Origin of the sequence: Variovorax sp. J22R115 (assembly GCF_030317005.1) — a bacterium.
In the GTDB taxonomy this organism is placed as follows: Bacteria; Pseudomonadota; Gammaproteobacteria; order Burkholderiales; family Burkholderiaceae_C; genus Variovorax.
This window is the reverse complement of the sequence record NZ_JASZYM010000022.1, coordinates 1-20,054: the sequence shown is the minus strand read 5'-3', so window position 1 is coordinate 20,054 and position 20,054 is coordinate 1. Positions and strand designations below refer to the sequence as shown.

At 66.2% G+C, this 20,054-nt stretch carries 17 protein-coding genes; 13 read left to right on the top strand and 4 right to left on the bottom strand.

Features of this window, described 5'->3' with window-relative positions; genetic code table 11:
* Positions 1–61 precede the first annotated feature (61 nt).
* Positions 62–1,003 carry a hypothetical protein gene (locus tag QTI04_RS29560; protein ID WP_286618790.1) on the bottom strand — a complete coding sequence of 314 codons (942 nt, stop codon included), beginning with the start codon at positions 1,001–1,003 and terminating at the stop codon, positions 62–64.
* A gap of 72 nt (positions 1,004–1,075) precedes the next feature.
* Here QTI04_RS29560 and QTI04_RS29555 point away from each other — a divergent pair, with 72 nt between their 5' ends.
* The 11 genes from QTI04_RS29555 to QTI04_RS29505 all read left to right on the top strand — a co-directional run bounded on the left by QTI04_RS29555 (position 1,076) and on the right by QTI04_RS29505 (position 13,738).
* Positions 1,076–1,462, top strand: coding sequence for a DUF1090 family protein (locus tag QTI04_RS29555; RefSeq protein ID WP_286603779.1), 387 nt, complete (start codon positions 1,076–1,078; stop codon positions 1,460–1,462).
* A gap of 22 nt (positions 1,463–1,484) precedes the next feature.
* The gene (locus QTI04_RS29550) at positions 1,485–2,153 is read left to right on the top strand and encodes an alpha/beta family hydrolase (RefSeq protein WP_286603781.1); all 669 of its coding nucleotides are present in this window, start codon (positions 1,485–1,487) and stop codon (positions 2,151–2,153) included.
* A 24-nt stretch (positions 2,154–2,177) separates the two neighbouring features.
* Positions 2,178–2,951: a glucose 1-dehydrogenase gene (locus QTI04_RS29545; RefSeq protein ID WP_286618788.1), complete on the top strand. Its 774-nt coding sequence runs from the start codon at positions 2,178–2,180 to the stop codon at positions 2,949–2,951.
* Between the two features lie 8 nt (positions 2,952–2,959).
* Positions 2,960–3,997 (top strand): L-idonate 5-dehydrogenase, encoded by a 1,038-nt coding sequence (locus tag QTI04_RS29540; protein WP_286603783.1) that lies wholly within the window; start codon positions 2,960–2,962, stop codon positions 3,995–3,997.
* Positions 3,998–4,118: 121 nt separating this feature from the next.
* Entirely contained in the window at positions 4,119–8,417 is a 4,299-nt protein-coding gene (locus tag QTI04_RS29535; protein WP_286618786.1) for a GAF domain-containing protein, read from the top strand.
* 210 nt (positions 8,418–8,627) lie between these two features.
* On the top strand, positions 8,628–8,984 hold the full coding sequence (locus tag QTI04_RS29530; RefSeq protein ID WP_286569115.1) for an STAS domain-containing protein: 357 nt from the start codon (positions 8,628–8,630) through the stop codon (positions 8,982–8,984).
* Positions 8,984–9,421: an ATP-binding protein gene (locus QTI04_RS29525; RefSeq protein WP_286603786.1), complete on the top strand. Its 438-nt coding sequence runs from the start codon at positions 8,984–8,986 to the stop codon at positions 9,419–9,421. Before QTI04_RS29530 ends, QTI04_RS29525 begins: the two co-directional genes overlap by 1 nt.
* Before the next feature lie 46 nt (positions 9,422–9,467).
* Positions 9,468–10,094 carry a hypothetical protein gene (locus QTI04_RS29520; RefSeq protein ID WP_286603787.1) on the top strand — a complete coding sequence of 209 codons (627 nt, stop codon included), beginning with the start codon at positions 9,468–9,470 and terminating at the stop codon, positions 10,092–10,094.
* Positions 10,095–10,152: 58 nt separating this feature from the next.
* Positions 10,153–12,012, top strand: coding sequence for an OmpA family protein (locus tag QTI04_RS29515; RefSeq protein WP_286618784.1), 1,860 nt, complete (start codon positions 10,153–10,155; stop codon positions 12,010–12,012).
* A 2-nt stretch (positions 12,013–12,014) separates the two neighbouring features.
* On the top strand, positions 12,015–12,509 hold the full coding sequence (locus tag QTI04_RS29510; RefSeq protein ID WP_286603789.1) for a Rab family GTPase: 495 nt from the start codon (positions 12,015–12,017) through the stop codon (positions 12,507–12,509).
* A 14-nt stretch (positions 12,510–12,523) separates the two neighbouring features.
* The gene (locus QTI04_RS29505; RefSeq protein WP_286618783.1) at positions 12,524–13,738 is read left to right on the top strand and encodes a PP2C family protein-serine/threonine phosphatase; all 1,215 of its coding nucleotides are present in this window, start codon (positions 12,524–12,526) and stop codon (positions 13,736–13,738) included.
* 35 nt (positions 13,739–13,773) lie between these two features.
* On the opposite strand, the gene QTI04_RS29500 is transcribed toward QTI04_RS29505, so the two are convergent.
* The 3 genes from QTI04_RS29500 to QTI04_RS29490 form a co-directional block, all read right to left on the bottom strand.
* Positions 13,774–14,508, bottom strand: a complete 735-nt coding sequence (locus QTI04_RS29500; protein WP_286618782.1) for a hypothetical protein — start codon at positions 14,506–14,508, stop codon at positions 13,774–13,776.
* 1,031 nt (positions 14,509–15,539) lie between these two features.
* Positions 15,540–15,908 (bottom strand): response regulator, encoded by a 369-nt coding sequence (locus tag QTI04_RS29495; RefSeq protein ID WP_286618780.1) that lies wholly within the window; start codon positions 15,906–15,908, stop codon positions 15,540–15,542.
* 267 nt (positions 15,909–16,175) lie between these two features.
* Positions 16,176–18,137 (bottom strand): alkyl/aryl-sulfatase, encoded by a 1,962-nt coding sequence (locus QTI04_RS29490; RefSeq protein ID WP_286618779.1) that lies wholly within the window; start codon positions 18,135–18,137, stop codon positions 16,176–16,178.
* 119 nt (positions 18,138–18,256) lie between these two features.
* On the opposite strand from QTI04_RS29490, the gene QTI04_RS29485 reads away from it, so the two are divergent.
* Together QTI04_RS29485 and QTI04_RS29480 are read left to right on the top strand one after the other, a co-directional pair.
* Complete coding sequence (locus QTI04_RS29485) at positions 18,257–19,177, top strand: LysR family transcriptional regulator (protein WP_286603794.1); 921 nt, start codon at positions 18,257–18,259, stop codon at positions 19,175–19,177.
* Between the two features lie 185 nt (positions 19,178–19,362).
* Positions 19,363–19,950 carry a hypothetical protein gene (locus QTI04_RS29480; RefSeq protein ID WP_286603795.1) on the top strand — a complete coding sequence of 196 codons (588 nt, stop codon included), beginning with the start codon at positions 19,363–19,365 and terminating at the stop codon, positions 19,948–19,950.
* The last annotated feature ends 104 nt before the right edge of the window (positions 19,951–20,054 follow it).

The window sequence follows — 20,054 nt, the reverse complement described above, 5'->3', positions numbered from 1 at the left end:
ACATCCTTGTGCTGGAAGGCAGGCTGGGTCGCCTACCAGACGAGGATGCTAGCGCGCCCAATCAACGGTAGCCGGTTTCGTTCGGGTTGTGGATGATCCAGATCAAGTTGCCGCCGGACACGTTGCCCAGGCTGCCGCCCGCGAAGATCAGGCGGCCCTGGCCCTTGTAGGTCATCTCAAGGCGATGGCGGTCGCCGCCGAAGTAGAACGGGATCCACGCCTTGCCGGTCATGTAGGCACCGCTGTCCGTGGGCTCGCCGGCGAGGTCCACCACCTGCTTCCACGACATGCCGATCTGCAGTTGCGTGAACTTCGAGTTCCTGGCCGGGTTGCCGGTGATCTCGCCCTCGTAGTCGTTCATGCCCTTGACGGTGCGTCCGCCGCCTGCCTCCACTTTGGTGGAATCGATCACGTTGCCCTGGCCGTCCATACCGGGCTTGGCGCCGCCCTTTGCAGCGGCGGGTGCAGGCGCTGGCGCCGCTGCCGGCGCGGGAGCCGCGGCCGCCCGTGCGGGCGCTGCCGCCACCACCGGGGCGCTTGCTTCGGCCACGGTCACCGCGCAGCGATCGAGTTCGACGACCGACCGGTTAGTCTTCTGCGTGAAGCTGTAGTTGCTGACCTTGGCCGTGACTTCGCCACCCTTGAATCCCGAAGCCGAGGCCTTGCAACGGAAATAGGTGTCGTCATCCGCCTGGACTTCGTACAAGCCCGCCGGGAGACCCTTCGTCGAGGCCTTCGTGAGGTTCAGCGCCACGACCTTTCCGACGAGCGCCTTCTTCGCCTTGGCGGCGCCGTCGCTTACCGTCTGGGTGATTTCTCCGTAGGTCATGGCGGCCGGACCCTTGCGGGCGATGGTGTCGGCAACGGGGGCTGCCGGGGCGGGCGCCGGCGCGGGAGCGGGTCCAGCACCCTCGGAAGGCGCGTGCTGTGCGGCACAGCCAGCGAGCAAGACCGTCACGGCGGCTGCGATGGCGACGCCAGTGGGAGGGATCCTCAAAGTCACGTTTGAAACTCCTTGTTACAGAACTTCCATTATTCATGATGGAGGCTTCGGCACCCCGCACACGGAGCATCCATGAAGATCCCGACTTTCCTGTTGGCCGCAGCGCTCGCCTCATCGTCTTTCGGGGCCGCTGCGCAAGCGGCACCGGGCGGAACCTGTCGCGCCAAGCACGAGGCCATCAGCCGCGACCTCGACGATGCCAAGGCCAAGGGCCAGAAGCAGCGGGTCCGGGGCCTGGAGCGCGCGCTGAAGGAGGTCAACCGCAACTGCAGCGACGAGAAGCTGCAGGCCGAGCATCAGCGTCGTGTCGCGCAACAGGAGAAGAAGGTCGCCGCGAGGGAACGCGAGCTGAGGGAAGCCGAACGCAACGCCAGCGCCGAGAAGATCGCGCGCCGCCGGAGCAAACTCGCCGAGGAGCAGGCGGAACTCCAGCGCCTGAAGGAAGCCCGCCTCAACTGATCCGCACGACACTGGACCCGACATGCAGAAAGTCTCGATCCGAATCAACGATGACCTGAGCGTCTCGGGCATCGTGCAGGCCCCGCCGAACCCGAGCGCCTGCTACGTGTTCGCTCACGGAGCTGGCGCGGGCATGGACCATGCGTTCATGACTGCCGTGGCCAATGGCCTGGCCCAACGCAGCATCGCCACTTTGCGCTATCAGTTCCCCTACATGGAACTCGGCAAGAAGCGCCCGGACCTGCCGCCCACGGCCCACGCCGCGGTTCGCGCGGCGGTGGCGTACGCGGCGCAGATGTTCGGGCCGATGCCCCTGCTGGCCGGCGGCAAGTCCTTCGGTGCCCGCATGACCTCTCAGGCGCAGGCGATCGAGCCGCTGCCCCGGGTCGAAGGCCTGGTTTTCCTCGGCTTTCCCCTGCACCCCTCCGGCGTGCCCGCGACTTCGCGCGCGGACCATCTTTCCAAGGTGCAGATACCGATGCTCTTCGTCCAGGGCACGCAGGACAAGCTGGCGGACCTGGAGCACCTTCGCCCGGTCGTCGCGAAACTGGACTCACGCGCCACGCTGATGGTGATCGAGCATGCGGACCATTCCTTCCACGTCCTCAAGCGCTCGGGGCGCGATGATGACGAGGTGCTGACCGAAGTCCTCGACGGTGTGGCCCGATGGGCGGCCGGGCTTTCTTCCTGAACTCTTTCACTGCTGGAGATCCTGTTGCAATCCATCCTCAAGAAGTTCGACCTCACCGGGCGCACCGCGCTCGTCACCGGATCGAGTGCCGGCATCGGCTTCGCGCTCGCGCGCGGCCTCGCGGGTGCCGGCGCCCGCGTGATCCTCAACGCGCGCAATGCGGCGAAGCTCGAAGGCGCTGCCGAGGTGTTGCGCAGCGAGGGCCTGCAGGTGCTGACCGCCGCCTTCGACGTGACCTCGGGTGATGCGGTGAACGCCGCCATCGGCCGCATCGAAGCCGAGGTCGGCGCCATCGACATCCTCGTGAACAACGCCGGCATGCAGCGCCGCGGGCCGCTCGACCAGTTCGAGGAAGCCCACTGGCACGAATTGATGAAGACCAACGTCGACAGCGTGTTCCTGGTCGGCAAGGCGGTGGCGCAGCGCATGATCCCGCGCGGGCGCGGCAAGATCGTCAACATCTGCTCGGTGCAAAGCGAGCTCGGCCGCCCCGGCATCGCGCCTTACACCGCCAGCAAGGGCGCGGTGAAGATGCTGACCAAGGGCATGGCCATCGACTGGGGCCAGCACGGCATCCAGGTCAACGGGCTCGGCCCCGGCTACTTCAAGACCGAGCTGACCGAGGCGCTCGTCCACAACGAGGAGTTCACCAAGTGGCTGGTCGGCCGCACGCCCTCGCGGCGCTGGGGCGATGTGGAAGACCTGGTGGGCGCGGCTGTGTTCCTGGCGAGCGATGCCTCCAACTTCGTCAACGGCCACATCCTGTACGTCGATGGCGGCGTGACCGCAACCCTTTGAGAGAGACCATGGAAGCACTTGTCATCCACGCCCCCGGCGACCTGCGCGTCGAGGAGATCGAGACCGCCGAGCTCGGCGCGGACCAGCTGCAGGTGCGCGTGCGCTGCGGCGGCATCTGCGGCTCGGACCTGCACTACTACCAGCATGGCGGCTTCGGCACCGTGCGCATCCAGCAGCCGATGGTGCTGGGCCACGAGGTGGCCGGGATGATCGAGGCGGTGGGTTCGGCCGTCACGGGCTTCCAAGCCGGCGAGCGCATCGCGATCAGCCCGAGCCGGCCTTGCGGCCTGTGCCGCTACTGCCAGCAAGGTCTGCAGAACCACTGCCTGGACATGCGCTACTACGGCAGCGCGATGCGCACGCCGCACGTGCAGGGGGCGTTCCGCCAGCAGATCGTGGTCGAGACGCACCAGGCGCACAAGCTCGCGGATTCGCTCAGCGATGGCGAGGGCTCGATGGCCGAGCCCTTGTCCGTGGCGCTGCACGCGGTGCGGCGCGCGGGGCCGCTGCTGGGCCGGCGCGTGCTGGTGACCGGCTGCGGGCCGATCGGCGCGCTGGCGATCATTGCGGCTCGCCGCGCGGGCGCCGCCCACATCGTGGCCACCGATGTCGGCACCCTCACGCTCGACAAGGCGCTGAAGGTCGGGGCCGACGAGGTGATCAACGTGGCCGAAGAGCCCGAGGGCCTGCGGCGCTTCACGGCCGACAAGGGCAGCTTCGACGTGCTGCTCGAGGCCAGCGGCAACCCGCGGGCCCTGGTCGGCGCCTTCGAGGCGCTGCGCCCGCGAGGCATCATCGTGCAGCTCGGGTTGGCCGGTGGCGAGATCCAGCTGCCGATCAACACGATCGTCGCCAAGGAGTTCGACCTGCGCGGCGCCTTCCGCTTCCACGAGGAATTCGCAGTCGCGGTGGAGTTGCTCAACAAGGGGCTGGTCGACGTCAAGCCTCTGATCTCGGCGACGCTGTCGTACCGCGATTCGGCGCGCGCCTTCGCCCTGGCGGCGGACCGGTCGCAGGCGATGAAGGTGTTGCTGAACTTCGATTGAGCGGGCCAATGCCCAGCGGGGCGAGCGCCCGCGTGCAGAGATTGCCCCTTCACCGCTAGACTCCACGCCGTGGCGCGCGCCGATCGCGCATCAACCCGCTGATCGCTGAAGGCAAATGCCCATGGCTGAGTCCCGGTCTCGACCCCTGTCGAAGCACGCGCCGCGTGCGGGCAGCCCATTGCGCGACCCGTTCGAGCGGCTAGCCGACGCCGGTGTGCGGCTGAACGAACTGCGAAGCACCGGCGAGGTGTGCGACCTCCTGGTCGACGAAGCCACCCAACTCATCGGCGCCCAGCGCGTGCTGCTGGTGCTCGACACCGAAAGCGGCCTGCGCCATGCGGGCGCGATGCTCCCGCCCGCCGAAGACGCCGGCGACCTGCTCCGCGCCATCGCGCCATGGCTCGACGAAACCCGCCGCACCCGCAAGCCGAGCCTGCGGCACGGGCCCGAGGGTGCGGCCGAGGCCGAACAGCGCTCCTGCCTGATCGCACCGCTGGTCGCGCAGCGGGAACTGATCGGCTACCTCTACGCCGACATCGAAGGCAGATTCGATCGCTTCGAGCAGGTGCATCGCGACCTGCTCGCAACACTGGCGCGCCAGGCCGCCGGCGCCCTGGCCCACACCCGTATGAGCGAAGGCCTTCAGCGCGAGCTGTCCGATTGCAAGAGCGAGCGCATGCAGCGCGCCGAAGAATTGACGCTCGTGAACGGCATCCAACAGGGCATGGCAGCCAAGCTGGGCTTTCAGGCCATCGTCGACCTCGTGGGCGACAGGCTGCGCGAGCTGTTCGGCTCCGGCGACCTGAACATCGTGTGGTGGGACGACAAGACCAACCTCGTGCAGGTGCTGTACCGCTACGAGCACAACCGGCCCCTGCCGCTTCCGCCGGCACGCCCGTTGAAGCCGGGCGAACCCTTGGTACGCATACTGCTCGAACGCAAGATCGGCGTCGCGAACACTCGCGAGGAGCAGACCCGCGTCGGCCTCCATCCCGCGCCGGGAACCGACTGGGCGCATTCGATCGCCGCCGTGCCGATCATCGGCAGCGACCGCGCCCTCGGCATCATCGCGCTGCAGAACCACGAGCGCGAATATGCGTTCGGCCCGCACGAGATCCGCCTGCTCGAAACCGTGGCCGCGAACATGGGCCTCGCGCTCGAAAACGCTCGCCTCTTCGACGAGACGCAGCGCCACGGCCGCGAGATGCACGAGGCGCTCGCGCACCAGACCGCCGCCGCCGAGGTGCTGAAGGTCATCGGCAGTTCCGTGGCCGACCCCGGCCCCGTGTTCGACAAGATCCTCGAGTGCTGCGAGCGGCTGTTCGACGTCAGTTCTTTCGCCCTGATGATGGTCGACGACCAAGGGCAGCTCGCGCTCACGCGGTGGGTGATGACGGCCGCCGGACGCGCGGCGATCAGCGAGGAACGGCTGGCCGAAATCAGAGCGTCGATGAAGTCGAACTACCCCATGCCGATCTCGGGTACATCGGCCGAGCTCTCGTTCCGCACGGGCGATCTCGTGGAGTTCGCCGACGTGCTCGACGACCCCGCGGCGCCGCTGGTACTGCGGCGCAATGCCGAGGTGGCGGGAATGAGCTTCGCGAACCTTTCCGCACCGCTGATCTGGGAAGGCCGCGGCATCGGCATCCTGAGCATGCAGCGCACCAAGGTCGGTCCGTTCCGGCCCGGTGAGCGCGCGCTGCTCAAGACCTTCGCCGACCAGGCCGTCATCGCGATCCAGAACGCGCAGCTTTTCAACGAGACACAGGCGGCGCTGAGCAAGGTCGAGGTCCGCACCGCCGAGTTGACCGAGTCGCTCGAATACCAGACCGCCGTCAGCGACGTGCTGCGCGTCATCAGTGAATCACGCACCGACGTGATGCCGGTGTTCGAGGCCATCCTGGACTGCACCATGTGGTTGTTCGAGGGCCCGGCTTCCGCGATCTTCAGCTTCGACGGCCGCATGGTTCATCTGGCCGCGACCCGCAACTGGTCCCCGGAGGCGCTGGAGGCAGCGCGCACCGTGTGGCCCGCGCCGCCGGACCCGCGCCAGCTGAACGGCCGCGTGATATTGGAGCGGAGGCCCCTGAGCATCGAGGACGCGTGGTCCGACCCAACCTACGACCGCCGGCTGGCGAACAGCGGCAACCGGCGCCGGATGATCTGCGCGCCCATGCTCAAGGACGGCGTGCCGATCGGCGCGATCACCACCGCCTGGCCCGCGCCCGGCGAAACGCCCCAACGCCAGATCGACCTGCTCCAGCTCTTCGCCGACCAGGCCGTGCTCGCGATCGAGAACGTGCGGCTGATCCACGAAACCCGTGAGGCGCTCGAACGCCAGACCGCGACGGCGGACGTGCTGCAGGTCATCAGCGAATCGATGGAGAACGCGCAGCCCGTGTTCAACAAGATCCTGGAGAGCTGCCAGCGCCTGTTCTCCGGCACCCAGCTCGGCATTTCGCTGATCGGCGACGACGGGCTGGTCCACCTGGGCGCGCATCGCGGCTCCGCCCGCGAAACGCTCGAGCGCTTCTATCCCCGGCCCATCGACCATTCGCCCATCGGAGATGCCATGGCCGGCCCCGAGGTCGTCCACATTCCGGATGCGCTCGCCGAGCCGCAGCTTCCCTTGTTCATGCGCGAGGTCGCCGAGCAGATCGGCGACTACGGGGTCCTGATTGCCCCGCTGACCTGGGAGGGCCGCTACATCGGCTCGATCCACGTCGCGCGCCAGCCGCCGGGGCCCTTTGCCGACAAGGAAATCAGGCTGCTCGAAACCTTCGCCGACCAGGCCGTGATCGCCATCCAGAACGCGCGCCTGTTCAACGAGACCAAGGAAGCCCGCGCTGCCGCCGAGGCCACGAACGAGGCCAAGAGCGCCTTCCTCGCGACGATGAGCCACGAGATCCGCACACCGATGAATGCGGTGATCGGCATGAGCGGCCTGCTGCTCGACACGCCACTCGACGCCGAGCAGCAGGACTATGTCTCGACCATCCGCGATTCGGGCGATGCGCTGCTGACGCTCATCAACGACATCCTTGACTACTCCAAGATCGAGGCGGGCCGCATGGACATCGAGGAGCACCCCTTCGACCTGCGCGAGTGCGTGGAGTCGGCACTCGACCTCGTCAGCTCCCGCGCAACCGAGAAGCACCTCGACATCGCCTACGTTTTCGAAGGCGAGGTTCCGGTGGGCGTGAACGGCGACCTGACGCGCCTGCGGCAGATCCTGCTGAACCTGTTGAGCAATGCGGTGAAGTTCACCGAGGCCGGCGAGGTCGTGTTGACCGTGAGCGCGGAGCCCGTCTCCGCATGCAAGGTCGCACTGACCTTTGCGGTGCGGGACACCGGCATCGGCTTGTCGCCCCAGGGCATGAGCCGGTTGTTCCAGTCCTTCTCGCAGGCCGACTCCAGCACCACGCGCAAGTACGGCGGCACCGGCCTGGGACTGGCCATCAGCAAGCGGCTGACCGAACTGATGGGCGGGACGATGTGGGTCGAGAGCGATGGTCCGGGCACCGGCTCGACCTTCTTCTTCACCATCGATGCGCAGATCGCGGACACGCCGCCGAGCAGGCGCCCCGCCGTCACCGGCGTGCAGGTCGACCTGCAGGAAAAGCGCGTGCTCGTCGTCGACGACAACGCCACCAACCGCCGCGTGCTCACGCTCCAGACCGGCCGATGGGGCATGGATTCACGCGACACCGAATCGCCTGCCGAAGCCCTTCGCTGGCTCGAACAGGGCGAGCGCTATGACATCGCCATTCTCGACATGCACATGCCGGAGATGGATGGCGTCGATCTGGCGCGGCGCATCCGCGTGAACGACAAGACGCTGCCGCTCGTGCTCTTCAGTTCGCTGGGGCGGCGCGAAGCGGGCGATGCCGAATCGCTGTTCAACGCTTACCTGTCGAAGCCGATTCACCAGTCACAACTTTTTGACACACTCGTTAACCTGCTGGCACACGAGCCGGCTGCACGGCCCGCACCGAGCGTTGCGGCCAAGCCGCAGATCGATCCGGCAATGGCCACGCACCATCCGCTGCGCATTCTGCTGGCCGAAGACAACGCGGTGAACCAGAAGCTCGCGATGCGCCTGCTGCAGCAGATGGGCTATCGCGCGGACCTCGCATCCAACGGCATCGAAGCCGTCGAGTCGGTGCAGCGCCAGACCTACGACGTGGTGCTGATGGACGTACAGATGCCCGAACTCGACGGGCTCGACGCCACGCGCCAGATCTGCACGCTGCTGGCGCCGGCGCAGCGCCCGCGCATCGTGGCGATGACCGCCAATGCAATGCAGGGCGACCAGGAGATGTGCCTCGCGGCGGGCATGGACGACTATCTGACCAAGCCGATCCGGGTCGACCGCCTGGTCGAGGCCCTGCACAACGTGCCTGCGCGCAAAGATCGCTGAACGGTCGATCCGACCATCGGACGCATCCACATTTCGGTGTAGGACGATTTGTCGACGCGCCCTCAATTTGGGCGTAAGCTAGAAAAAGGTTCTATCTGTTGCTCGTAAGGCGATCTTGTTTGGTTTTAGAAACAAGAACAACTCACAAACGAGACAGTTCTTGCAGCAAGAACCACTTCGGACCCCATCGATATCGATTGCGGAGAACGTATGGACCTGAGAAGCGAGCAACTGGCCGACGGCGTCGAGAAGATCAGTCTGGTCGGACGCATGGACAGCATCGGCGGCCATGACATCGATATGCGCTTCGCCGCACTCGTCGCCACCCGAAAGCTTCTTGCCGTGGTCGATATGTCCGAGGTGTCCTTTCTGGCATCCATTGGTATTCGCACCCTTGTCATCAATGCGAGGGCCCAGTCCTCGCGCGGTGGCGTGATGGCGCTCGCGAACCCTCAGCCCTTGGTGGCTGAGGTGCTCAAGATGGCAGGGATCGACACGATCATTCCTGTCTACCCCGATGTCGATACCGCCTGCAGCGCGCTGATGGCGGCAGCCGAAAGCCGCTGATGTCCTCCATCGACGGGGAGCCGCAGGCATCCCTGATCGTCGGCAGCGAGCTGCGCGAACTCCCGCGCGTCAGCGCCTGGGTGCACGACTGGGCCGAGCATCAGCACCTTCCAGCACGGGTCGCGCAGAACCTTGACCTCTGCTCCGTCGAGGTGCTCACGAACATCATGACCTACGCCTGCAGCGAAGGCGCGCAGCGCATCTTTCTGCACCTGGGTTGGCAAGGCGAGGACGTGGCCTTGGACGTCGAGGACGAGGGCGGCGAGTTCGATCCGAGGCAGGTCCCCGAGCCGCCTCGGCCCACCAAACTTCAGGACGCGCGCATCGGCGGCTGGGGCATTCCCATCGTTCGCCACTTCTCCGATGGCGTGCGCTACCGCCACGAAGACGGACGCAATTGCCTGACGCTCCTGTTCCGGGCGTCGCCGCCGCACTGATCGACTTTCACCAACCCCGTCAATCACCACCGAGGAGACTTCTCAAATGGGAACGGCAGCCAAAAACTCACCCACCATCGATGCGCAAAGCGCGTTGGCGGCTCAGGCGGCGCTCGCCGCCGGCCAACCCAACGGCGCGGGCGAAAGCTCCGGCGTCGACAAGATGCGCGAATTGTTGTTCGGCAACCAGATGCAGGACTACGACAAGCGCTTTTCCATCCTCGAGGATCGCTTCCAGCAAAGGCTGCGCGACCTGGAGGCGGAGTCGACCCGCAGCCTGGGCAGCCTCGAATCGACGATGAAGAAGCAGCTCGAGTCGGTCGCCGGCCAGTTCCGCGAGGAAAAGGACCTGCGCTCCGATGCCGACAAGGAGCTGGAGCGCAGCCTGCGCGATCACACGCAGGCGCTGGAGAAGCGCCTCGCCCAGGTGTCCGAGCAGCTCGCGCGGCACGAGCGCGAGTTCACGGACCGGCTGAGCCATGAGGTCCAGGCGCTGCGCGAGGACATCAAGCGGCGCCAGGACGACAGCCGCGCCACCACCGAGCGCATGTTCGCCGAGCTCAGCAACGTCAAGACCGATCGCAACCTGCTCGCGGGCCTGTTCGTCGAGATCGCCAAATGCCTGAACCAGGACGTCACACCCAAGGGCGGCAACGGCATCGAGCGCGGCTGATGCGCGCTGCCGGCGCGACAGCTCGACTCGACCGATCGCGCGCCGGAGCGGAGGCGCGGTGAACGCGCGCCTGTCGCTGACCGCGACGAGTGCGCCCGGCAGCGCTTCCGATGAAGACCCGAACCAGCGGCTCGCCAGCTTGCTGCTGGAGTTGGCGCGCTGCGTCGATCCGGAGGTGGCCGCGAAAGTCCCGAGCCGCCTGCAGGAAGATCCGCGGCTGGAGGCGATGCGCGGCGTGCTGTTCGAACGCGAGCAGGTGGCGCTCGCGAGGCTGCAGCACAAGGTGGATGACCCGCGTCAGTTCGCCAGTGCGGTGGGCGCCGTGCTGCCCGCCGCCTTCACGCTGGCGGCACAGGACGCCCAACTCGGCCATGCGATCGCTCCCACCGTCGAGCGCGCGGCCCAGGCGTCGATTCAGAAGAACCCGGGCACCATGGTGGACATCCTGTACCCGGTCATGGGGCCGGCGATCCGCAAGGCGATTGCGGAGAGCGTCGAAGGCTCGCTGCAATCGGTCAACCAGGCGCTCAAGCACAGCCTCTCATGGCGCGGCCTCAAATGGCGCATCGAGGCCTGGCGCAGCGGGAGCACCTTTGGCGAAGTGGTGCTCCAGCACACGGCCGTCTTCCGCGTCGAACACCTCTTCCTGATCCACCGCAAGACGGGCCTCTTGCTCACGCACGTCGCGCGCGACGATGCGACCACACGCGACCCGCAGCTGGTGTCCGCAATGCTCTCCGCGATCCAGGATTTCGTGCGCGATTCCTTCGATGAATCGGGCACCGGCGGCACCAGCGGCCGCAGCATCGACAGCCTGCGCCTCGGCGATCTGCTCCTGTGGTGTGAGGAAGGGCCGCAGGCCTTTCTCGCCGCGGTGATCCACGGCAATCCCCCTGCGATGATTCGCACGCGACTGGGGGAGACGCTGGGCGCCGTCCACGAGCAATGGCGCACGGCGCTCGAAGAGTTCAACGGCGACACCGCACCCTTCGAAGAGACCGCCGGACGGCTGCGCCCCTGCCTGTTGTCGCAGGACGCGGAGTCCCGCAGGAAAGTTTCGCCCCTGCTCTGGGCCATCCCGCTGGCGCTGCTGGTGGCGTTGGGCTACTGGATCACGCAGCGGGTCATCGAGCGCCAGCGCGTCAACGCCTACATCGCGGCGCTGCAGGACCAGCCCGGCATCGTCGTGACAGGCTCGGAGCGCCGCGACGGGAAGTGGCTGGTGTCCGGACTGCGTGACCCGCTCGCCACGCCGCCGGAAAGCTTGCTGGCGCAGACACGCCTGGACCCGTCGCGCGTCGCCGGCCGCTGGGAGCCCTACCAGGCGCTGCATCCGGCCATCATCCTGAAGCGGCTGCAGGCGACCCTCAACCCACCGCCGACGGTCACCCTCACACAGGAGGCGGGCGGTGTCCGCGCGACGGGCAGCGCCACCCCTTACTGGATGGACAAGGCGCGTGCCTTCCTGCTGACCCTGCCTGCCGGCGCGCCCAAGGTTGATCTGAGTGCACTGCAGGATGTGCAGGATCCGGAATACGTCCGCCTGCACGACGCGATCCAGGCCCGCCTCATTCACTTCGAGAACAACGTCGCGCGGCCCGCGCCCAACCAGGAAGGCATGCTCGACGCCGTGGCCGCCGAAGTGCGCGAGCTGATCCAGGTGTCGCGCACTTTCGGATTCCCGGTGAAGGTTACGATCGTCGGCCACGCCGATGCCACCGGCAAGGAAAACTCCAACCTCGCCCTCAGCCTGGGGCGCGCGGAAGTCGTTCGCTCCATGCTGCGCACGCGCGGCGTCGACCCGACATTCCTCGCCGTGCGCGGCGCCGGCCCGTTGGAGCCGCTGAAGCCTGGCGCCAGCGAGGACGAGTTGTCGATGAACCGGCGCGTTTCCTTCGTCGTCAGCTCCGGCGAATAGCCATGATGCAAAAGAAAATCTGCCTGCTCGGCGCGTTCGGCGTGGGAAAGACCAGCCTCGTGCGCCGTTACGTCCACACCATCTTCTCGGATGCCTACCTGACGACGGTGGGCGTGAAGATCGACAAGAAGGTGCTGACCGTCGGCGCGGAAGAAGTGGCGCTGATCCTCTGGGACATCGCCGGCGAGGACGAGGTCGCGGCCGTGCGCGTGAGCTACCTGCGCGGCGCGGCTGGCTATCTGCTCGTGGTCGACGGCACGCGACCCGAGACGCTGGACACCGCGGCCTCGATCCAGTCGCGCGTCAACGCCGAGATCGGCGCCGTGCCGTTCTTCGCCCTGCTCAACAAGGCAGACCTGCAGGAGGACTGGGCGATCCCGCCCGAGCGCATCGCGACGCTGGAGGCTGCGGGCTGGACCTTTCGCCGCACCAGCGCCAAGACGGGCGACGGCGTCGAAGAGACCTTCGCGGAACTGGCGGCCCAACTGGCGCGCTAGTCGGCGATCCCGTCATGCTCGACCTGCCCCCGCGGATTTCCGACTCGCTGCTGATGCTGCTGCATGCGCAGCGCGTGCTTGCGCATCTGGTCATCGACGATGCGCAGAACCTGGTCCAGGCTGGTGGACACCTCGAACACTACGGCCTGGACGGCCTGCAATCCGGCGGCCCCGCGAGCGACCAGATTCCTTTCCTGGAAGGCCTGCTGCCGCTCGTGGAAACGCCCTTCCTCATCCGCTCCATGGAAATGCCCAGCGGCCGCGTGGCGGACATCCATTTCTTCGCGGACGACGGCACCGTATGGGTCCTGCTGCTCGACGTCACGGCGGAATACGAAGAAGCCCGGCTGGTGCAGCAGAAGGCCTATGACATGACCCTGCTGAGCCAGCGCGAGGCCCGGCTCATCGCACAGCTCGAATCCGCCAACCAGGAACTGACGCGCGCCCACGGCGAACTCGCCGCATCCCGCGAGACCCTGCAGCTCACCCACGACCGGCTGCAGCAAGAGTTGCGCGACGCCGAACGCTACGTGCGCGCGATGCTGCCTGCGCCGGTGTCGGAGCCCTTGGCCGTCGACTGGCGCTTCGTTCCCTCCACCGAACTGGGCGGCGATTCCTTCGGCTACCACTGGATCGACGACGAGCACTTCGCGCTCTATCTCATCGACGTCTGCGGCCATGGCGTGGGCTCCGCCCTGCTCTCGGTAGCGGTCGCCGACACGCTTCGCTCGGAGGCATTGGCGCGCACCGACTTCCGCAACCCCGCGGAGGTCCTCGCCGCACTCAATCTGGCCTACCAGATGGAAAGCCACGGCGAGCTGTTCTGTACCGTCTGGTACGGCGTCTATCACCGTGCGACCGGTCGACTTCGCTATGCCTCCGCCGGCCACCCGCCGGCCATCCTCGTGAGCGGCCCCTGCGACGCCATCGGCGATGGCCGACCCTTGCCGGCATCGGGCCCGTGCGTCGGCATTTCCCCGGCGGCCCGCTACCAGGACGAGCAGTGCGTGCTGCCTTCGCCGGCCCGGCTCTTCGTCTTCAGCGATGGCGCCTACGAAATCACCCGGCCGGATGGCTCGATGCTCGACTACGCCGCCTTCGCCGAGATGCTCACGCGGCCGGTGCGCGAGGGGCAGTCCGAGCTGGATGGCCTGCTGGACTGCGCGCGCGACGTGCATGGCCCCGGGGCGCTCGAGGACGACTTCACCATCATTCGCATGGCGCTCTGAGCGCAGCGATGCTGGCGCGCCGTCGGGCACGCCCCTTATCGCCAGGCGCGGGCTTCCATCCTCAGCTTGGCTGTCACGGCGCCGTTGCGTGCCACAACGGCCGCAATGGGCGCGGGCAAGGAAACCTCCACGACGATGGGCTGCGTGATGTCGACCGGGGTGAAGCGCTTGTCCACGGCGCCGCCGTGCTCAGCCCAGGTGTAGCGCACCATCCAGTCCTTCGCGGGGCCCTGGTTCGGATCCAGCTGTCGCAGGTCATCCGGGTCGAACAAGGTCACGATGAGTGAATCGCGAAACAGCGAGACGCCTTCGAAGTGACCATCGGGCCAGAACGCCTTGGCCACTTCGTAGTCCGGAGCCCTGATGCCGAGCGTGACGCTGTAGGAGATGCCCGGCTTGTCCGCCTTCACCTTGGCCGCCTTCATCATGAAGACAGTCGAAAGGTGGACCGGGTCGACAGCAGGCGCCTGGGCCTTCAACCCCTGGTAGGTCCTGCACGCGGGCGAGTCTTCCTCCGCCTTTCGCCTGCTCAGCGACCACGTCTTGCCATGCGTCGATACGACCAGCTCGATCTGGTAGACGGCATCGACCTTCCGCCCTTTTTTTTCCTCGGCCTGCACGCCATCGGGCAAGGTGACTCCCTCGATGTCCAGCCAGAGGTCCACCCTGAAGTTCCCGAACAGGAAGCGGACCAGGTTCTGGTAGGCCTCTTCGCTGTTGACGATGCCGAAGTAGCCGGAATGCCAGCGGTAGGCATAGGCGCAGGCCACCGGCTCCTCCGTTTTCTTCCCGCCCCTTCCTTTTGATACCAGAGCGTTGCGTTGTCGATGCGCACGAGTCCGTCGCTTCCCCGGCCCACGAAGGTGCGGGCAGGCCCTTTGCCACTTCGTAGTCCATCCGGTTGGTCCCGATCATGGAGAACCAATGCGATGGCGGCGGGATCACGTCGGCAGGAAGGTAGTTCACCTTGCCGCCGATGGGCACCTGGTCGAGATAGGCCCTCATGGTGTCGCGATTGAAGGTGCCTACGTCCTTCAGGAAGCCTGGCAATGCCGGGACGTTCAGGCCCGCGAAATCGATGCCGTTGTGTGGCGTGCCATAGGTGAAGACCTTTGCGACGCAGCCCCTCACCTTCGGATAGATCCTCCTGACCTCGTCGATCTCGAGCTCGGGTACGTCGTTCCTGTCGTTCTGCATGAGCGTGCGCACCACCAGCCCGCCCATGGAGTGCGCCACGAGATAGCAGCGGAATGCGGCGCCCAGTTCCTCGTCCGTCGCATTCCGCCCGTCGGCCTTGGCCACGGCGCGCGCCGTGGGCCGCACGAGTTCCCGCACCATGGCGATCAGGCTCGCCAACTCCTTGGCGTAGTCTTCGATCGAGGAGGTCTGCCCCGTTCCACGCAGCCTCGACCCCGCGTCGTAGAACCGATGGATGATGATCGATGCGATCGGAATGCCCTCTTCCAGCCGCTTCTTTCCCGCTTCGCCGCTTGCGAACGCCGGATCGACGATCTCCATGCCGTCCTTGTAGAGGACGTGGTAGCCGTATTCGGACGACAGGCGCACCAGCGGAGACTCGAAAAAGTAGGACTTCGGCTTTTCCTTGTCCGCAGTTGCGCGATACACGGTGGAGCCCACGTTGAAGCCGCAGTAAGGGTCCGCGGCGGTGTCGTCGCGCTCGTCGGCGCTGAACGCGAAGCCCCTGACATAGATGACCGGGTACTTGAGGGGCTCAGGCACCGATGACTTCACTTCGGGCATGTCGATCTCCCCGGTGGTTCCAGCCTAGATTCGTCCTTCCTCACTTGGCATCCATGCACGCGCGTCGCACGGCCGATCGCAACTGGCGCACGCTCACCGGTCGTTCCAGGAAGTCGGTCGCGTCGAGTCGCGCGATGTCGATGGCGGTGCGAAAGGCGGTATGCGGACCCAGCACGATCACCGGCAGCGACGCGCCGCGGTTCCTCAAGTCACGCACCAGCTTGAGCGTTGCCGCCCCGTCGACATCGGCCGACGCGATCAGGCAGTGGCCCGCAGCGCCCGGCACACTGGAAAGCAACGCTTCGCCGTCATCCACGAAGGCCACGGACTCGACGCTTCGCCCGAGTGCCGATTCGATCCACACGCGCTCATCCGGCTTGAAACCGAAGACGTGGACGATGGTGGACATGGCTTCAGGCGTTCGTCTCGCGAGGCGTAGAGGGAGACCGGCTCTCCAATCACATTTGCCGAACTGGACCCCGTGAATGGTGGTCTCTACCACGCGATATGCCTATCCCGGCAGCCACGCAGCACCACGTACGTAGGCGATTCATCCTGTTCGTCCGACGCGCATTCGCCGGCAGCCTCGGGCCCGATCGAGCACGTACGTGGACGGTCACATCCATCCTCGGGCCCTTGCTGGTGCAGCGGTTTGCGCCGGCCATGGCCAGGAAGACTACCGGGTGACGATCTGGAAGGTGCCCGGCGCCTTGTCGATCAGCGACAGGAAACGCACGAGGTCGATCTTGCTGCCGTCGATCGACAGCTGATCGGACAGCAGCGTGTCCTTCACGCCCGCGGTACCGGCCATCATCTTGACGAAGATCGGCTTGGTCAGCGTGAGCGTCGCGTTGGCATCGGAGGCCGGCGCGGCCTTGCGATGGTGCAGCACGGCGTTCTCGATCCAGAGCTGGAAGCTTTCCTTGGTGTCGCTGAAGACCAGGTTGATCTTCATGTCCTTGCCCTCGGCGGCAGGGCCGTCGAGACCGGCCGCCATGGCGTCGAGGAAGCGCTCCACCGGTGTGTGCGTCAGCATGTCGACGAAGCCGGAGCGATCGACGCCCTTCTTCGGCGGTCCCTGGCGCAGCTCCGCCGCGGCGCTCAGGTAGCTGTTGCGCCAGGTGGAAGCCTCGGCCACGTAGCCGAGTTGTTCGTAGGTGCGCGCCAGCAGCTCTTTTGCAGCCTTGTTGCCGCTGTCGGCGAACACCACGTGATTGAGCAGTTCGGCCGTCCAGCGATAGTCGCCCTTGTCGAAGGCTGCTTGCGCCGCCTTCATGACGTTGTCGGCGCCGCCGGCCAGCGCGACATAGCGCTTGGCCGATTCCTGCGGCGGCAGCGGATCGAGGTTGGCGGGGTTGCCGTCGTATGCGCCAAGGTAGAACTGGTAGACCGCCTTCACGTTGTGGCGAAGGTCGCCGTAGTAGCCCCGCGCCCCGAAGTGAGTCTGCAGCGATTTCGGCAGCTTCACCTTCTCGGCGATTTCCCGCGGCGTCAGGCCGGCGTTGATCAGGCGCACCGTCTGGTCGTGCGTGTACTTGTAGACGTCACGATGCTTGGTGATGAAGTCGACGATGCGCTGGTTCCCCCAGATCGGCCAGTTGTGCTGGCCGAAGTAGACCTCGGCCCCGTCGAGCTGGTCGAGCGCCTCCTGCATGTAGTCGGCCCAGCGCAGCGAATCGCGCACCTTCGCGCCGCGAACGGGCAGCAGGTTGTGCATGGTCTGCGCGAGGTTCTCGGCGCCCCCGTAGGCCTTCAGCGCCGGGATCGAGAAGGTCATCTCGGCCGGCGCCTCGGCGCCCGGCACGTTGTGGAACACGAAGCGCACCCCGTCGAGTTCCATCGCCTCGGTCGGCTGGGTGACCAGGGTGGTCGGCGGCAGGATGCCGAAGGTGCCGTAGCCCACCGCCTTGCCGAGGCCCGTGTCGACCAGGCCCTTGGCCGACCGCTCCAGGTCCTTGCCGAACTGGTAGCTCGAGCGCCGCCCCATGGCCGTGCCGACCATCACGTTCTCGCTGGTCGCCTCTTCCATGAACCCGGCCGAAGCGACGATGGGCACCTTGCGCGCAGCGGCCTCCTCGGGAGAGATCACGCCCAGCGCACCGCCGAAATGGTCCATGTGGCTGTGCGAGAAGACCACCGCGGTGACGGGCTTGTTGCCCAGGTGCTTCCGCGCGAAGGCCAGCGCGGCCGCCGCCGTTTCCTTGGCGGTCAGCGTGTCGATGACGATCCAGCCGGTCTTGCCTTCGACGAGCGTCATGTTGCCGATGTCGAAGCCACGCAACTGGTAGATGCCATCGGTGACCTTGAACAGCCCGATCTGCGCGTTCAACTGGGCATGGCGCCACAGGCTCGGGTTGACGGTCGACGGCGCGGGGCCATCGACGAACTTGAACGCGTCGAAGTCGATCAGCACGCTGCCATCGGCGCCCATGATCTTGCCTTCGGGGCGGGCGATGAAGCCACGCTGCGCGTCTTCGAAGCTTTGCCGCTCGTTCAACGGCAGGATCTCCTCGAAGACCGCGTTGGCCGCGATGGTCGGAGCCGTCGCGTCGCCCGACGCTGCGCCACCGCCCTGGCCGCAAGCGCCCAGCATGAGGATGAGTGCCGCCGCGAGCGGCGCCTTGAGAAATGGCGTCATGGAAGTCTCCTGAATAGTCTGTTGGGGGCCGCTGTCCGGGCCGTAGCCCCGAAGAATGCCGAAAGGACATGCAGGCGTCCAATGCATAATGAAGAAGCATTCATTGCGTGGAGCGCATGATGAATCTGCGGCAACTGAGCCATCTGATCGCGCTGGCCGACGAAGGCCGATTCGTTGCCGCGGCTGAGCGAGTGCATCTCAGCCAGGCCGCCTTCAGCCGAAGCATCCAGTCGCTCGAAGAGCATTTCGGATTGCGTCTGTTCGAACGCGGGCCGCAGGGCGCCACCCTGACGCCGGCCGGCCGTACCCTCGTCGAACGGGCCCGACGTCTGATGTTCGACAGCCGGTGCCTGGAACGCGATGCCCAGTTGCTGCGCCAGGGCGAACTGGGCGAACTCTGCTTCGGCGTCGGGCCCATTCCGGCCGCTGTCCTGGTGCCACGGCTGCTCGCCGAGATGCGCCGCAAGGCCCCGAAGGTGATCGCGCGAGTCCGCAACGGCAACGTCGAAAGCCTGCTGGCGCTACTGCAGGCCGAAGCGATCGACTTCTTCGTCGCAGATCCACGCCTGATCGTTCGCGAGACCCGGCTGGACATGGTGCCGCTCATGAAGATTGTCGGCGGGCTGTATGGCCGGCCCGACCATCCACTCCTGCAGCAGAGCACGGCAACGCCCGAGGACCTGCGCCGCTATGGCATCGGAATGGTCTCTGCCAGGTCGGACCTTCTTCTTCATGTCGCGCAAACGCTCGGCTTCGACAACATCGAGACGTTTCCACTGGCGGTCGAATGCGACGATCTGCACACGCTGTCCAGGTTGGCACTGGAGGGCGACCTGCTGGCACTGCTCCCTCAAGGACTGACTGGCGACTTCGGCATGGACTTGCGCCGATTGCCCATCGCTGCGGCGCAATCGGCGCTGTTCGCGGACATCCACGTCATCTGGCTGAGCGGCCGCACCCTGTCGCCGGCGGCGGACCTGGCGATACGCGAATGCCAGGCCCTGGCACTGGAATGGCCCCGCCTGGTTCAGTCCGCTTGAAAGGCCGAGCCCCGGCACGTACGTGTTCGTGCGTGGCCGTGCGGATGGCGCGACGCGCGGCAATGGTGAGAATCATCGACCGGAGTGCAAGCGATCACTGCGCCGGAGGTCCGATCTCGTCGAAGTCGCACGTGGCGAACGCGTTCCGTCCACCCGATCTACCTGAACGTGAAAGGAAACGTGAAATGAAAGCGACCCACTACGCACTTCTGGCATTGGCTTCGGCCCTGACGTTCACCGTGCCGGCGCTGGCGCAGCCCAACACACCTTCAGCCAATCCCAAGGTGCTGGACGTCCGAGAGATCATGAAGGAGATCCAGATCTCCGCACTGGTCACGGCGATCGACCCGAAGAACCGCATCGTGACCCTCAAGGGGCCAGAGGGGAATGAATTCGCGGTGATGGTCGACGCGAGGGTCAAGAACCTGAACCTGGTCAAGGTCGGCGACATGGTGGACGCCACCTACATCCAGTCCGTGGCGCTCGACTTCCAGAAGGGCGACGGGATCCGTGTGGCGACACAAACGAGCGCTGTCGACCGCGCCCAGGTCGGACAGCTTCCCGGCGGAGCAGCAATGAAGCAGACAACGCTACTGTCGAACATCTGGGCGATCGACCAGGCCAAGGGCACCGTGATGGTCCGGGGTCCGTTCGGTCACTTCACCGAAGTGAAGCTGAAGGATCCGTCGATGCTGAGTGGCGTCAAGGTCGGCGACCAGATGAAGATGACCATCACACAGGCCATTGCCACTTCGGTGGTGAGAAAGGGCTGATATGGCCCGTTTTGTCAAGCGAGCGCGAGGTGTTTCCTCGCGAAGCTTCGCGACAGCCCATGGGGACGACGAAGTCTAAAAAGGCGTCACACCGGCACCTTGGG